The organism is Kitasatospora sp. NPDC059146 (assembly GCF_042786665.1).
Classification (GTDB): domain Bacteria; phylum Actinomycetota; class Actinomycetes; order Streptomycetales; family Streptomycetaceae; genus Kitasatospora.
Genome location: NZ_JBHZCY010000103.1, coordinates 1 through 14,639 on the forward strand (window position 1 = coordinate 1; position 14,639 = coordinate 14,639).

The window sequence follows — 14,639 nt, forward strand, 5'->3', positions numbered from 1 at the left end:
CGCGCCCCACCTCGCGGCGTCCACCGGTCCCACCCGTGCCCCCGGGGCGTTGGCGCGGCTCGCGCGCGTCCGCGGTCAGCCCGGCAGGACGCCGGAGAGCCCGCCCACCAGCGGGAGGTCCTTGACCCCGCCGCCCGCGCTCAGCGGTCCGGTCAGCGTGCCGGTGCCCACCGGGGCCAGGCCCTGGTCCGGCCGGACGGTCGCCCCGTTGTTGAGCACGTCGGCCGAGGAGTTGGCCCACGGGTCCAGGCGCAGGCTCTTGATCGGCGCGACGCCGTAGCCGAGGCCGGCCGTCGTCCCGTTCAGCGCCTGCCCGACGTCGGTCTTCGCCAGCGTGGCCGGGCCCGCGGCGGGCTCCTGCCCGGCGGCGGGAGCGGCCTGCGCCGAACCCGCGCCGAGCAGCACCACGGCGCCCACGGCGGCGGCCAGCCCGGCCCCGCTCTTCTTCGAAACCATGCGGTTCACCCTTCGGTGGAGTGCGGCCCGGCCCGGCGGAACCCGAGGGAGGGGCCCTGAGCATCCGGACGTCCCGTCCGGAGAAACCGAACTGCCCCCCGGCCGGCTGGTCGGGGGGCAGGACGGCCGAAACGCGTGCCGATCGGGGATCAGCAGTCGTCCGCGGGCTGCGGGTGCATCTCGACGTTGGCGCAGCTGTTGCCGAAGGCCGGGTTCAGCAGGCCGATCACGTCGATGGAGTTGCCGCACAGGTTGATCGGGATGTGCACCGGGACCTGGATCTGGTTGCCGGAGGCGACACCCGGGGAGCCGGCGGCCACGCCCTCGGCGCCCGAGCTGGCGGCGGCGGAGCCCGCCGCGCCCATCACCAGGCCGGCAGCGGCGGCGGAGAGGACGGCGACCTTCTTCACGTTCTGCATGGGGGTTGATCTCCTCGATCACACACGGGTGGAGCGCGCCGCGCCCCGGCGCTGCGGGGCGCGGCACGGGCTCGGTGAATCAGCTGTCGCCGGGTCGGCGACCGCGGGTTCAGCCGACGTTGGCGCAGGAGTTGCCGAACGCCGGGTTCAGCAGGCCGATCACGTTGACGGTGTTGCCGCAGACGTTCAGCGGGATGTGGATCGGCACCTGGATCTGGTTGCCGGAGAGCACGCCGGGGGAGCCGGCGGCCACACCCTGGGCGCCCGAGCTGGCGAACGCGCCGCCCGCGGCACCGAGCACCAGGCCGGTGGTGGCCAGCGACAGGATGGCGGCCTTCTTGAGGTTACGCATGTCTGTTCCTCCGATTTCTGCCCGACGCAAGGGGAATGTCGGGAAACGGGCGAGCACGAATACTCACCCGAACGGTTCAGGGATTGCCGTGTTTGTCACTCCGGCGGCGCACACCGGCGTGTTGCGCCCGTGGCTCGGGCGTCGACGCAGCCGCCGCGTTCTTCCGGTACCTCGCGAACATTTCCCGCACGGCCGGGAACGGTCCGGACAGAGGTGCGACCGGGAATTCCCGGTCAGGCGTTCAGGCGGTGTCGCCGAACGCCGGGTTCTGGGGGGCCCGCCACGTCGACCGGCCCGCCGTGGGCCGCGGTGCCGACGTGGCCGTGGGCGAGCTGCGCATGGGCGGTACTCGATTCGTGTGAGCAGGGCCTGGTGGATCGTCTTCGTGAGGGAGAACGAGGCAGCACGCGAGGGGAAACGGTCCGGACCGGTGATCACCCGAATGCCGGTCGGCGGCCGGATTGCTCCAGACGGGTGACAGTGCGGGCACCGTCGCAACCGCTCCGGACGGGTGTCGTTCTAGATGTCGCACTCCCCGTGCATCTCTGTATGAACAGTCAGGAGGCTCGCATGAGCATCAAGAAGACCGCCGCCGTCGGCGCGGCCGTGGTGGGCATCGTGGCCGCCGGCGCCGGCACCGCCATGGCCAGCTCCGGCGCCGAGGGTGTCGCTGCGGGTTCCCCCGGCGTCATCTCGGGCAACCAGATCCAGATCCCGGTGCACGTTCCCGTCAACCTGTGCGGCAACAGCGTCGACATCGTGGGTCTGCTGAACCCGGCGTTCGGCAACCACTGCGCCAACGTGGGCTGAACCCACCCCCGGTTCGGCCGGTGAGAGCCGCCGTTCCGTGCTTCCCTCCTGGGGCGCGGAACGGCGGCTCTTTTTTCGTGCTCTCCCGGGTCCTTCCGGGTCCGCTCGTGCCCTCCCGTGCCGCCGCCGTTCCGGGGGCGGCTTCCCGGTGCTGTCACGAGCCTTGTTGCACTACTTGTCAGTACCTAGAATGTGAGACCTGCTCACCTTTTCGGCACCTCTCTTGCCCCGCACCGCCCGGCAGCACGGGCCGGGCGGCCCCCACCCCCGCAAGGAGTCGCGTGTGATCAGGTTCCGCACCCCCGCTGCGCGGCGGGCGCGAACGGGCTCGTCCCGGTCCGCCGCACTGCTCGCCACCGGCGTCCTCGTCGCCACCCTCGGCCTGGCCGGCGCCCCCGCCGCGTTCGCCGACAGCGCCCCGGCCCCCGCCCCGGCGCCCACCCGCCCGGCCGCGATCGTCGCCCTCGGCGACAGCGCCATCTCCGGGGAGGGCGCCGGCACCGACACCAACGACGGCTACTTCCCGGAGACCGACACCTCCACCAACTACTGCCACCGGCACCCCAAGTCGGAGATCTTCACCACCGACATCCCCGGGGTCACCCCGATCGACCTGGCCTGCTCCGGCGCCCAGACCGGCGACCTGGTCAGCGACCCCGAACTGGCCAAGATCACCGGCGGTGGCAGCGGCGACTTCGGCGAGCCCAAACAGGACGTCAAACTCGCCGACACGGCGGCCAAGTACGACGTCAAGATGGTCGTCGTCACCATCGGCGCCAACGACGACTTCGACTTCAGCGGCATCATGATGCACTGCCTCGCGCAGTACTTCCCGATCCCCAAGGACCAGGGCTGCCGGGACACCATCGGCAGCGACGAGATCCGCCGGCGGGCCAAGGCGGTCCAGCCCAAGGTGGTCGCCGCGCTGCAGAACATCCGGCAGACCATGCGCCGGGCCGGCTACGCCGACTCCTCGTACCAGCTGGTCTACCAGTCGTACTTCGACCCGATCACCCCGGACATCCGGCGCAACGACTACCTCGGCAAGATCGCCGACGGCTGCCCGGCCTTCCCCGAGGACCTCGCCTGGGGCCACAACCTGGTGGTCCCCACGCTCAGCGACGCGCTCCGCGGCGCGGCCGAACAGGTGCCCGGCGTCCGGTACTTGGACCAGCGGCGGGTCGCCTTCGGGCACGAGGTCTGCGCGGAGTGGACGAGTTCGCCGTACGAGTACAGCAACGGGGACGTCATCAACCTCTCCGAGTGGGCCCGCAACGGCTGCGACTCGCAGATCGGCATCCCCGGGCTGTGCATGAACATGGTCCGCCAGTCGTACCACCTGCGGGTGGCCGGCTACCGCGGCGAGGGCGTCTGCCTCGGCCAGTTCTTCGCCAAGCCGGACCAGACGGAGGCGTACTGCACCCTCAACCAGCAGAACACCACCTCGATCCAGCCGCTCACCCCCGGCAAGCCCTTCGGTGACACCCCCGAGGACGGCTCCTGGTACCAGCTCACCAACGCGGCCACCGGCAACGCCCTCGACCTCACCGGCGGCGGCAGCTACGGCGACTCCACCAACGGCCGGGCCGCCATCAGCTACCCGGCGACCGGCGGACTGAACCAGTCCTTCGTCCTGGAGGCGAAGGCCGGCGGCAGCTACGAGCTGGACTTCAGCGGCAACCGCGGCATGTGCCTGGACGCCAACGCGGCCTCCACCGCGCCCGGCACCCGGATCCAGCAGTGGGGCTGCAACGGCGGCGCCAACCAGCACTGGGTGTTCACACCGGCCGGCAACGGCAACTACCGGATCGCCGACTCGGCGGACCCGACCAAGGTCCTGGCGGCCGGCGCCACCCTCGACGCCAAGGGCAACCCCTACGTCGAACTCGCCACCGACACCGGCGCCCCCACCCAGCTCTGGCAGCTCACCAAACTCGGCATCGTCTACCTCCACAGCTGACCCCAGCCGACCTCAGCCCGCCGCCGCCCCCACCCGGGCGGCGGCGGCCGCACCCAGCGGGTAGGCCGTCTCCACCGGCAACAGCGCGGCATCCCGCTCCCGCCGCACCCGGTCCGCCAGCGCCGTGACGTCCGTGATGCCCCGGATCCACTCGTCCGCGTAGCGCCGCACCGCCTCGCCGCGCAGCCCGACCTGGATCGTCCGCCACTCCAGCGCCCGCAGGTCCGGCCCGCGCTCCGGATCCCACTGCACCCGCACCGGGCTCTGCCGCAGCTCCCGCTTCCAGGCCGCCTGCGAGGCGTGCACCCGCCCGGTGTAGCCGCTCAGCACGGCCCGCTCCAGCGCCCAGTCGAAGCCCTCGCGGCTGATCTCCAGGGCCAGCACCCGCTCCTGGCCGGGGCTCCGGCCCCAGTCGCTGCGGTGCATCATCCAGAGGAACGAGGGCTTGATCCAGGTCATCCGGTCCCGCTGGAACGCCTCCGGGAACCGCCCCTCGGCCGCCGCCGGTTCGGCGATCGCCGGCGGGAAGGCCTGGTAGACGGTGAGGGTGTCAGCGGTGTGGAGCGCCCGGATCCGGTGCTTCGGCGGCTGGAGCGGCATGCGGGCATCGTCGGGGGCGGCGGCGGCCGGGCGCCACGGGTTTTCCGGGGCGGGCGGGGGCGGGGTGGGGTGCGGGGGTGTGCCGTAGGCTCTCCGGAACGTCGTTGCGCCGGAGCCGCGCGCACCATGAGCGGGGCGGGGAGTACCCAGAGCAGATGAGCACGGCATCGAGCACCGAGTCGTCCAGCACCGAACCGTCCAGCGCCGCTCCGGTGGCCGGGCCGGGGGAGCCGGTCGAGGAGCGGGCGGACCGTACGCCCGGCCGGTTCATGGCGCTGGTGGACCGCTTCGCGCCCGCGCTGGGCGCGTACGCGGTGGTCAAGGCGATCGGCCTGACCGTGTTCCTGATGCTGCTGGAGCACACCGGCGACTACTTGAAGAAGCAGCCCGGCCGGGGCGGCGGCGCCCACTCCTGGGACGTGCTGGGCACCTGGGACGGCGTCTGGTACCAGCGGATCGCCGAGAACGGCTACGACCCGCAGCTGATCGAGCTGCACGGGTTCCCGCTGGCCACCTACTACGAGAACTCCTCCGCCTTCTTCCCGCTCTACCCGTGGCTGATGCGGCTGGTCGGCGCGGTCACCGGCCTCGGCCCGTACGGCTCCGGGATAGCGGTCTCGGTGCTCGCCTCGCTGGTCGCCGCGGCCGGGATCTTCGCGATCGCGGAGCGGCTCGCGGGGTTCCGGGCCGGTGTGATCGCCGCGGTGGTCTGGGGCCTGTTCCCGGGCTCGGGCGTGGAGTGGGCGGTCTACTCGGACTCGCTGTTCGTCGCGCTGTCCGCCTGGGCCTGCTACTGCGTGATGACCCGCCGCTGGCTCGCGGCCGGGCTGCTGGCCCTGGTCGCGGGCCTGAACCGGCCGACGGCGGCCGCGCTGATCGCGGCGGTGTCGATCGCCGCGCTGGTCGCCCTGGTGCGCCGCACCGACGGGGTGGCCCGCCCGCTGACCGCGATGCTGATCACCCCGTGGGGCCTGTTCGGCTACGTCGCCTGGGTGGGCTGGCGGATGGGCGACTGGGGCGGCTACTTCAAGCTCCAGCGCGGCGCCTGGAACCGCTACTTCGACTTCGGCGCCTCCACCGTGCGCACGGTGATGGACGTGATCACCGGCCACTGGGACTTCTGGCAGTCCAATCCGGTGCCGGACCTGATCGCGATCGCCCTGCTGATCGCCCTGCCCGGCCTGCTGGTGCTGCTGGCGCGGGCCCGTCCGCCGCTGGTGCTGTGGGTCTTCACCGCGCTGACCGTCTTCACGGCGCTGAGCAGCAACCAGATCTTCGGCAACATCTCCCGCTACCTGCTGCCGGCCTTCCCGCTGTGCATCGGCCTGGCGGTGGCGCTGCGCAAGGTGCGGACCTCCTCGCTGATCGGGCTGTTCGCGATGCCGGTGATCGCGGCGGGCTGGTACGCGGGCTATGCGCTGTTCGAGTTGGGTATCCCGTAACCCCGATGTTGGTTGGCTACGGGATCATCCGGCAGCAGACGGGCCGTTGCTAATCTCGGACGTATGACGACGACCCCGCCCGTGCGCCAGATCCGCGACATCTCCGGCCTGCTGGACCACGCGAGCCACGTGCTGGCGACTCGGATGGCGGCCGCCTTCACCGAGCTCGGGATCACCCCGCGCGCGTACGGCGTGCTGTTCCACGCGCAGGAGACCGAGCGCACCCAGATCCAGCTGGCCGAGCTGGCGGACCTCGACAAGACCACCATGGTGGTCACCGTCGACGAGCTGGAGAAGGCGGGCCTGGCCGAGCGCCGCCCGTCCGCCACCGACCGCCGGGCGCGGATCATCTCGGTCACCGAGGCGGGCGAACGCGCCGTCGAGCAGGGCACCGCGATCGCCGACCGGGTCCACCGGGAGGTGCTGGAGGCGCTGCCGCGGCCCGAGCAGGAGGTCTTCGTCTCGGCCCTGTCCCGCCTGGTGGACGGGCACCTGGCGGAGCCGGTCGAGAGCGAACGCACCGTCCGACGGGCCCGCCGCTCCCGCGGCTGACCCGCCCGGGGGGCCGATCCCGGGTCAGGGGAAATCGACGGACCGTCAACCACCCTTGCCCCGAGCGGCGTTCAGCGGGCCGGGCGCGGTGCGCTCAGGGCCAGACCAGGCAGTACAGCTGGTGCCCGGCGTCGTGCAGCCGGTTGGCGAAGTCCTGCCACTCGTGCAGCATGCTGTAGATCACGAAGGCGTCGCGCGGTCCGCGGCGGTCCGGGACGGTGGACCAGATGAAGGCGGCCGCGCCGAGTTCGGTCTCGTCCGCCTTGCGCAGCGGCTCGACCACGTTGTGCGGGAGTTGGACGACCGCGTAGTCGGGGTGCAGCACGACGAGTTCCAGCGGCGGCACCTGGTGCAGCGGGACGCCCTGGATGCCGGTGAGGACCATGGCGCTCATGGTCTCCGGCTTGATCTTGGTGGAGAGGTGGCCGGTGGGGGAGCCGCTGGTCTCCATCAGGTCGCCGAGCCGCCCCAGCGCGCCGAGTTCGCCGGCGTCCAGGCCCAGCCCGCCCGGGCCGAGGGCGGTGGGGACTCTGGCGGCGGTGGCGCGGTCCGGTGCGCCGAAGTACTTGTACGTCACCCCCACGTGTCCCTCACCCCGCCTCTCGCCGCCGCGACGACCACGACCCGTACCCGCTCCCGTACCCCCGCGTGCGGTCTCGGCGGGCCTGCGGGGGCCACCCGCTGCCTCGTCGAACCCGTCCTGCGCCTCGGACACTCGGACCATCCTCACCGGAACTCGCCGGAATCGACAGACCCCCGCACGTCCGGCGTCCCGCCGGCCGTGCTCCTTACCGTCATTCGCCGCCGTGCCTACTCGCGGGCCGTACCCACCAGCGGCACACAGCAGTCCTCTCCACACCCCTGTACACAACCGGAGCGCTCGCGCACTCTGTGCACACAGTCTGACTGGTCCGTGTGACGGAACAACCAGCGGCCCCGCCCGTACACCACCGCCACGGGCGACCGTCAGGGACAACCGTACAGACAACGGTGCCCGGATCATCGTTCCAGATGATCGGGCCGGACATGCAGAGCCCAAGGACACGATTTGAGACCATGTCTCCCGTGAGCTACCCCTACGAAGCCCCCCAGTCCCAGTCGCTGTTCGATCGCGCCTCCGTGGTCACGCCCGGCGGCGTCAACTCCCCGGTGCGCGCCTTCCGCGCGGTCGGCGGCACACCGCGCTTCATGGTGTCCGGCACCGGCCCCTACCTCACCGACGCCGACGGCCGCGAGTACGTCGACCTGGTGTGCTCGTGGGGTCCGATGATCCTCGGCCACGCGAACCCGGCCGTGATCGAGGCCGTCCAGCGGGCGGTCTCCCGCGGCACCTCCTTCGGCACGCCCGGTCAGGGCGAGGTCGAGCTGGCCGAGGAGATCGTCTCCCGGGTGGCCCCGGTCGAGCAGGTCCGCCTGGTCTCCTCCGGCACCGAGGCCACCATGTCCGCGATCCGGCTCGCCCGCGGCTTCACCGGCCGGGCGAAGGTGGTCAAGTTCGCCGGCTGCTACCACGGTCACGTGGACGCGCTGCTGGCCGCCGCCGGTTCCGGCGTGGCCACCTTCGGCCTGCCGGACACCCCGGGCGTCACCGGCGCCCAGGCCGGCGACACCATCGTGCTGCCGTACAACGACCTGGCCGCCGTCGAGCAGGCCTTCGCCGCCCACCCGGGCGAGATCGCCTGTGTGATCACCGAGGCCTCGCCCGGCAACATGGGCGTCGTCCCGCCGCTGCCCGGCTTCAACGCCGGCCTGGCCCGGCTCTGCCGGGACAACGGCGCGCTGTTCGTCTCCGACGAGGTGATGACCGGCTTCCGCGTCTCCAAGGCCGGCTGGTACGGCCTGGAGGCGGCGCACGAGGGCTGGGCGCCGGACCTGCTGACCTTCGGCAAGGTCATGGGTGGCGGCTTCCCGGCCGCGGCCTTCGGCGGCCGGGCCGACGTGATGGCCCACCTGGCCCCGGCCGGCCCGGTCTACCAGGCGGGCACCCTGTCCGGGAACCCGGTCGCCACCGCGGCCGGCCTGGCCCAGCTGCGCGGCTGCACCGACGAGGTGTACGCGACGGTGGACGAGGTCTCCGCCGAGATCTCCGGCCTGGTCTCCGAGGCGCTCACCAAGGAGGGCGTGGCGCACCGGCTGCAGACCGCCGGGAACATGTTCTCGGTGTTCTTCACCGAGGCGCAGGTCACGAACTACGACCAGGCGAAGACCCAGGAGGCGTTCCGCTACACCGCCTTCTTCCACGCGATGCTGGCCGAGGGCGTCTACCTGCCGCCGTCCGCCTTCGAGTCCTGGTTCGTCTCGGCGACCCACGACGCCCGGGCGATCGAGCGGATCGCCGCCGCGCTGCCGGCCGCGGCCCGCGCCGCTGCCGCCGCCACGGCCTGAGCCCCCTCCAGACCACAGGAGCAGTTGAGAAGTGAGCGCCAAAGAGATCACCGTCGTCCACGTGATGCGCCACGGTGAGGTGCACAACCCGGAGGGCGTGCTGTACGGCCGCCTGCCGGGCTACCACCTGTCCGAGCTGGGCCGCCAGATGGCCGACCGGGTCGCCGAGGACCTCGCCGGGCGGGACATCACTCACGTGGTGGCCTCCCCGCTGGAGCGGGCCCAGGAGACCGCCGAGCCGATCGCCAAGGCGCACGGCCTGGAGGTCGCGGTGGACCCGCGGCTGATCGAGGCGGAGAACGTCTTCGAGGGCAAGACCTTCGGCGTCGGCGACGGCTCGCTGCGCAACCCGGGCTACTGGAAGTACCTGACCAACCCGTTCAAGCCCTCCTGGGGCGAGCCGTACCTCGACCAGGTGGTGCGGATGATGGGTGCGCTCGGCGCCGCCCGGGACGCGGCCCGCGGGCACGAGGCGGTCTGCGTCAGCCACCAGCTGCCGGTCTGGATCCTCCGCTCCTTCGTGGAGCGCCGCCGGCTCTGGCACGACCCGCGCAACCGGCAGTGCTCGCTGGCCTCGCTGACCAGCTTCACCTTCGAAGGCGACAGCATCGTCTCGGTCGGGTACCGCGAGCCGGCCCGTGACCTGCTGCCGGCGCACCTGGTCGGCAAGGGCCGCAAGGGCGACAAGCCGGTGGGCAGGAGCTTCGGCGCCTGAGGCCCGTAAGCGGTGCGTAAGTATGACTTCGGGTCACCTGACGAAAGTCGGGTGGCCCGAAGTCTTCGCAGGTCAGAGGGTGTGCGACGCGCAAGGTAGGACCCCGGCGAACCCGCCCGGAACTCCATGCGAAACTTTTCACATGTCTGCCATGACGCGCCCCCGTCCCCGTGTCGCCGCAGCCGCCGCCACAGTCGCCGCCGCTGCGCTCGTCCTCACCGGCTGTTCCTCCTCGGGCTCGTCGAGCAGCAGCGAGGGGCAGGTCGGGTTCGTGACCGTCAAGGGGACCAACCTGTCGAAGGCGGACACCGGCAAGCGCGGGGACGCGCCGGACATCTCCGGGGAGACCCTGGAGGGCAACCAGGTCAAGCTCTCCGACTACCGCGGCAAGGTCGTGGTGCTGAACGTCTGGGGCTCCTGGTGCGGGCCGTGCCGGGCCGAGGCGAAGAACCTCCAGGCCGTCGCGGACGAGTACAAGGACAAGGGCGTCCAGTTCCTGGGCATCAACACCCGGGACACCGACAAGACCAACGCCGTCCGCTTCGAGCAGGAGCAGGGCGTCTCCTTCCCGAGCATCTTCGACCCGGCCGGCACCCAGCTGCTCAAGTTCCCCAAGGGCAGCCTCAACCCGCAGTCCATCCCGACCACCCTGGTCGTCGACCGCGACGGCAAGCTGGCCGCCCGCGCCGTCGGCGGGACGACCCAGGAGGCGCTGGAGTCGATCGTCCAGCCGGTGGTCGCGGAGCAGCAGCAGTGAGTGGGCCGCTGAACGCCGCCGCCCTCCCGCTGGCCGACACCTTCACCACGGTCCAGAGCGGGGCGCTGCTCGCCGCCGCGCCGGTCGCGCTCGCGGCCGGGCTGGTCTCGTTCTTCTCGCCCTGCGTGCTGCCGCTGGTGCCCGGCTACCTGTCGTACGTGACGGGCTTCTCCGCCGCCGACCTCGCGGACGCCCGCGGCGCCAAGCGCGGCCGGATGCTGCTCGGGGCGACCCTGTTCATCCTCGGCTTCACGGTGGTCTTCGTCTCCGGCGGGGCGCTGTTCGGCCAGTTCGGCAACACCCTGCAGGAGCACAAGCGGGCCATCGCGATCGTGCTCGGCTCGCTGACCGTGGTGATGGGCCTGGCCTTCATGGGCCTGGTGCCCGGCCTGAGCATGCGCGAGGTGCGCTCGCACCGCCGCCCGGCCGTCGGCCTGCTCGGCGCGCCGCTGCTGGGCATGGTGTTCGGCGTCGGCTGGACGCCCTGCATCGGCCCGACCCTGGCGGCCGTCCAGACGCTGTCGCTGAACCAGGCGGACGCGGCGCGCGGGGCCCTGCTGATGACCTTCTACTGCCTGGGCCTCGGCGTACCGTTCATCGTGGCCGCGCTGGCCTTCCGCCGGGCGCTGGGCGCCTTCGGGTGGGTCAAGCGGCACTACCCGCTCGTGATGCGGATCGGTGGCGGCATGCTCGTCGCGGTCGGTCTGCTGCTCGTCACCGGGATCTGGGATTCCTGGATGAGCGAACTGCAGTCCTGGACCGCCGACTCCCAGATCGGAATCTGACCGTGAGCAAGACCACGACCGATACCGAGCTGCCCCCGGCGCCGGACGACGCCGCCGCCGCCGAACGGCTCAGCACCGCGCCGGTCGAGTCCGAGGGACCGACCGGCATAGGGGTGCTCGGCTGGGCGCGCTGGATGTGGCGCCAACTGACCTCGATGCGGGTCGCCCTGATCCTGCTGTTCCTGCTGTCGCTGGCCGCCATCCCGGGCTCGCTGATCCCGCAGAACGGCCAGAACCAGTTCAAGGTGCAGACCTGGAAGGCGCAGCACACCGGGGTCGCGCCGATCTACGAGAAGCTCCAGCTGTTCGACGTCTACAGCTCGGTCTGGTTCTCCGCGATCTACATCCTGCTGTTCGTCTCGCTGGCCGGCTGCATCATCCCGCGCACCTGGCAGTTCGTCGGCGTGCTGCGCTCCCAGCCCCCGGCCGCCCCGCGCAACCTGACCAGGATGCCGGTGTACGCGGTCTGGCGCACCGGGGCGGAGCCGGAGCGGGTGAACGCGGCCGCCCACCGGCTGCTGCGCAAGCGCGGCTTCCGGGCGAACCTGTCCGGCGGCTCGGTGGCCGCCGAGAAGGGCTACCTGCGCGAGGTCGGCAACCTGCTGTTCCACCTGTCGCTGTTCGCGCTGCTCGGCGGCTTCGCCTGGGCCAGCCTGGCCTCCGGCACCGGCGGCAAGCTGATGGTCGAGGGCCAGGGCTACTCCAACACCATCACCCAGCTCGACGACTTCACCGGCACCCGGTTCTACGGCAACCAGGACCTCGACCCCTTCTACCTCAAGCTCGAGAACTTCACCTCGAAGTTCCAGAACACCGGTGACCAGATGGGCGCCGCCCGCCAGTTCACCGCGAACGTGGAGTACTACGAGGGCAGCGACGAGTCGAAGGTGAAGAAGGGCACGATCGAGGTCAACCACCCGCTGGAGATCGGCGGCAGCAAGGTCTTCCTGATCGGCCACGGCTACGCCCCGGTGATCACCGTGAAGAACGGCAAGGGCGACGTGGTCTACCACGACGTCGTGCCGTTCCTGCCGCAGGACGCCAACCTGACCTCGACCGGCGTGGTGAAGGCCTCCGACTACGGCGTCGGCCCGGACGGCACCAAGACCCAGCTGGGCTTCTCCGGCTTCTTCCTGCCGACCGCCCCGCTGAGCTTCGCCGGCACCGGCCCGGTCTCGCTGTTCCCCGGCGACGCCGCCCCCGAGCTGGTGCTGAACGCCTTCGCCGGCGACCTCGGCACCGACTCCGGCCTGCCGCAGAACATCTACCAGCTGAACACCTCCAAGCTCACCCAGCTGCAGCAGGACGGCCAGCCGGCCAAGGCCCTGCTCAAGCCCGGCCAGGGCTGGACCCTGCCGGACGGCTACGGCACCGTCACCTTCGAGGGCTACAAGCAGTGGGCGAGCTTCAACGTCTCGCACCGCCCCGGCAACGAGATCGCGCTGACCGGCGCGGTGCTGGCGATCCTCGGCCTGATCGGCTCGCTGTTCATCCAGCGCCGCCGAATCTGGGTGCGGGCGGTGGCCCTGCCGGGCGGCGGCACCCAGGTGGAGCTGGCCGGCCTGGCCCGCAGCGAGTCGGCGAAGATCGCCGAGGAGCTGGCCGAACTCGCGGTGGACCTCCAGGACGACGCCCCGGCGTCGGAGGAGGACCAGGAAGCCGACGAAGCGCCGGAAGACCCCGCAGCAGAAGACCCCACAGCCCCTGCCGACCAGAACTCCAAGGAGTAGACGGTGCACCTCGCCTCGGGAGTCGACCCACAGCTGGCCGACCTCTCCAACAAGCTGATCTATTCGGCGATGGCGGTCTACACGATCGCCATGTTCGCCCACATGTTCGAGTGGACGTTCGGTAGCAAGGGCGCGGTCGCCGTCCGCTCCAAGGAGCAGTCCGGCAACCTGGCCGAGACCGTCGCCGCGGCGGAGCCCAAGGCCGCCAAGAAGGTCACCGTCACCGTGGCCGGGGCGAAGGGCGGCACCACCACGCTGACCCGCACCGTCCTGGCGGGCGAGGGTGCGACGGTGGTCACCGGCGGGCGCGGCGAGGACGAGGTGGACGGCCCGGGCGCGGCCGGCACCAGCGAGAAGGCCGACCTGGCCGGCCGGATCGCGGTCTCGCTGACCGTCCTCGGGCTGCTGCTGCACGGCGGCGGCATCGTCGCCCGCGGCCTCTCGGTGTCCCGCTGGCCGTGGGGCAACATGTACGAGTTCTCCTGCGCCTTCGCCTTCGCGATGACGGCCGCCTACCTGGTGCTGCTGGCCGCCCGGAAGAACGTGCGCTGGCTCGGCCTGCCGGTCACCGTCGCGGCGCTGCTGACCCTCGGCATCGCCACCCAGGTGCTGTACACCGACTCCGAGCAGCTCGTCCCGGCGCTGCACTCGTACTGGCTGGCGATCCACGTCTCCACCGCGATCCTGTGCGGCGGCGCCTTCTACGCGGCGTTCATCGCCACGCTGCTCTACCTGGGCAAGGACTCGTTCGACAAGCGGATGGCGGCCGGCCTGACCACCGGCCCGCTGGGCACCTCGCCCTCGATCTGGCGCCGGCTGCCCGCCGCGTCCACCTTCGACAAGCTGTCGTACCGGATCAACGCCCTGGTCTTCCCGCTGTGGACGTTCACCATCATCGCGGGCGCGATCTGGGCCGAGGCCGCCTGGGGCAAGTACTGGGAGTGGGACCCGAAGGAGACCTGGTCGTTCATCACCTGGGTCGCCTACGCCTGCTACCTGCACGCCCGCGCGACGGCCGGCTGGAAGGGCCGCAAGGCCGCCTACCTGGCGCTGGCCGCCTTCGCCTGCTGGCTCTTCAACTACTACGGCGTGAACATCTTCGTCACCGGCAAGCACTCGTACGCGGGGATCTGACCGGAGGCACGCACCCACCGGCCCGGCTTTCCGCACGAGATCGCCGGGCCGAGGTGCAAGAGGGGTACGACGTGCCGGCCGTCCGTGCCGGTACGGGGAGGAACGAGGAGGAGATCGCGCAATGGAGTGCGACGAGGTCATGCTGACCGTCCGAATCACCGCCGCCGAGCGCATGTTGCTCCGACGGCTCGCCCAGGGACACCGGAGCGACGTGTCCGAAGTGGTGGCCGACGCTCTGCTGGACATCATCCCCACGCTCAGCGCGCCGGGGGACGCCTACCGGCTGCTGGGCGCCCTCGCGACGCCCGCGCCGTGCGCGCTGACCGTCTGGCTGCCGACCGCACTGGCCGACCTGCTGGTGCCCGGCGCGGCCCGGATCGCCCAGATCACCGAGGTCCGGATCGAGTCGGCCAGCGCGGCCCTGGGCGCGGCGCTGCGGCTCTGGCTGGCCCAGGACCCGGTCCGGCTGGCGGCCAACCTCAGCGTGATGCACGCCGGGCGGCGGCCGTCCGCGCTGGTGGCCGCCTGACCCCCGGCCCGCC

At 71.7% G+C, this 14,639-nt stretch carries 16 protein-coding genes; 11 read left to right on the plus strand and 5 right to left on the minus strand.

Translation table 11 applies throughout. From position 1 onward, the window contains the following. Positions 1-75 precede the first annotated feature (75 nt). From ACFXPX_RS32355 to ACFXPX_RS32365, 3 genes are all read right to left on the minus strand, one after another. The gene (locus ACFXPX_RS32355; protein WP_380586222.1) at positions 76-456 is read right to left on the minus strand and encodes a hypothetical protein; all 381 of its coding nucleotides are present in this window, start codon (positions 454-456) and stop codon (positions 76-78) included. A 149-nt stretch (positions 457-605) separates the two neighbouring features. Then, positions 606-875, minus strand: a complete 270-nt coding sequence (locus tag ACFXPX_RS32360) for a chaplin (protein WP_380522886.1) — start codon at positions 873-875, stop codon at positions 606-608. A gap of 109 nt (positions 876-984) precedes the next feature. Next, positions 985-1,227 carry a chaplin gene (locus tag ACFXPX_RS32365; RefSeq protein WP_380399087.1) on the minus strand — a complete coding sequence of 81 codons (243 nt, stop codon included), beginning with the start codon at positions 1,225-1,227 and terminating at the stop codon, positions 985-987. Between the two features lie 570 nt (positions 1,228-1,797). On the opposite strand from ACFXPX_RS32365, the gene ACFXPX_RS32370 reads away from it, so the two are divergent. Together ACFXPX_RS32370 and ACFXPX_RS32375 are read left to right on the plus strand one after the other, a co-directional pair. Further along, positions 1,798-2,037 (plus strand): chaplin, encoded by a 240-nt coding sequence (locus ACFXPX_RS32370; RefSeq protein ID WP_380522885.1) that lies wholly within the window; start codon positions 1,798-1,800, stop codon positions 2,035-2,037. 283 nt (positions 2,038-2,320) lie between these two features. Then, positions 2,321-3,997 carry an RICIN domain-containing protein gene (locus ACFXPX_RS32375; protein WP_380644269.1) on the plus strand — a complete coding sequence of 559 codons (1,677 nt, stop codon included), beginning with the start codon at positions 2,321-2,323 and terminating at the stop codon, positions 3,995-3,997. A 12-nt stretch (positions 3,998-4,009) separates the two neighbouring features. Here the strand turns inward: ACFXPX_RS32375 and ACFXPX_RS32380 are convergent, their stop codons facing one another. Continuing rightward, positions 4,010-4,597 carry a DUF4291 domain-containing protein gene (locus tag ACFXPX_RS32380; protein ID WP_380644270.1) on the minus strand — a complete coding sequence of 196 codons (588 nt, stop codon included), beginning with the start codon at positions 4,595-4,597 and terminating at the stop codon, positions 4,010-4,012. A gap of 155 nt (positions 4,598-4,752) precedes the next feature. Between ACFXPX_RS32380 and ACFXPX_RS32385 the strand changes: the two genes are divergently transcribed. Then, the gene (locus ACFXPX_RS32385) at positions 4,753-6,039 is read left to right on the plus strand and encodes a glycosyltransferase family 39 protein (protein ID WP_375881793.1); all 1,287 of its coding nucleotides are present in this window, start codon (positions 4,753-4,755) and stop codon (positions 6,037-6,039) included. A 63-nt stretch (positions 6,040-6,102) separates the two neighbouring features. Continuing rightward, positions 6,103-6,591: a MarR family winged helix-turn-helix transcriptional regulator gene (locus ACFXPX_RS32390; protein WP_375881795.1), complete on the plus strand. Its 489-nt coding sequence runs from the start codon at positions 6,103-6,105 to the stop codon at positions 6,589-6,591. A 94-nt stretch (positions 6,592-6,685) separates the two neighbouring features. On the opposite strand, the gene ACFXPX_RS32395 is transcribed toward ACFXPX_RS32390, so the two are convergent. Beyond that, positions 6,686-7,168, minus strand: a complete 483-nt coding sequence (locus ACFXPX_RS32395) for a hypothetical protein (protein ID WP_350507657.1) — start codon at positions 7,166-7,168, stop codon at positions 6,686-6,688. A 479-nt stretch (positions 7,169-7,647) separates the two neighbouring features. Between ACFXPX_RS32395 and hemL the strand changes: the two genes are divergently transcribed. The 7 genes from hemL to ACFXPX_RS32430 all read left to right on the plus strand — a co-directional run bounded on the left by hemL (position 7,648) and on the right by ACFXPX_RS32430 (position 14,626). Then, a complete protein-coding gene (gene hemL / locus ACFXPX_RS32400; RefSeq protein ID WP_380522882.1) occupies positions 7,648-8,976 on the plus strand; it encodes a glutamate-1-semialdehyde 2,1-aminomutase in 1,329 nt (442 codons plus the stop codon). Positions 8,977-9,040: 64 nt separating this feature from the next. Continuing rightward, entirely contained in the window at positions 9,041-9,691 is a 651-nt protein-coding gene (locus ACFXPX_RS32405) for a histidine phosphatase family protein (protein WP_380522918.1), read from the plus strand. Between the two features lie 151 nt (positions 9,692-9,842). Then, on the plus strand, positions 9,843-10,448 hold the full coding sequence (locus tag ACFXPX_RS32410; RefSeq protein ID WP_380586214.1) for a TlpA family protein disulfide reductase: 606 nt from the start codon (positions 9,843-9,845) through the stop codon (positions 10,446-10,448). Beyond that, positions 10,445-11,233, plus strand: coding sequence for a cytochrome c biogenesis CcdA family protein (locus ACFXPX_RS32415; protein ID WP_375881810.1), 789 nt, complete (start codon positions 10,445-10,447; stop codon positions 11,231-11,233). The genes ACFXPX_RS32410 and ACFXPX_RS32415 overlap by 4 nt, the downstream gene beginning before the upstream one ends. A gap of 2 nt (positions 11,234-11,235) precedes the next feature. Continuing rightward, a complete protein-coding gene (locus ACFXPX_RS32420) occupies positions 11,236-12,963 on the plus strand; it encodes a cytochrome c biogenesis protein ResB (protein WP_380644271.1) in 1,728 nt (575 codons plus the stop codon). A gap of 3 nt (positions 12,964-12,966) precedes the next feature. After that, positions 12,967-14,097 (plus strand): c-type cytochrome biogenesis protein CcsB, encoded by a 1,131-nt coding sequence (gene ccsB, locus ACFXPX_RS32425; RefSeq protein ID WP_380586208.1) that lies wholly within the window; start codon positions 12,967-12,969, stop codon positions 14,095-14,097. Between the two features lie 121 nt (positions 14,098-14,218). Beyond that, positions 14,219-14,626, plus strand: a complete 408-nt coding sequence (locus tag ACFXPX_RS32430; protein WP_375881817.1) for a hypothetical protein — start codon at positions 14,219-14,221, stop codon at positions 14,624-14,626. Positions 14,627-14,639: the final 13 nt, after the last annotated feature.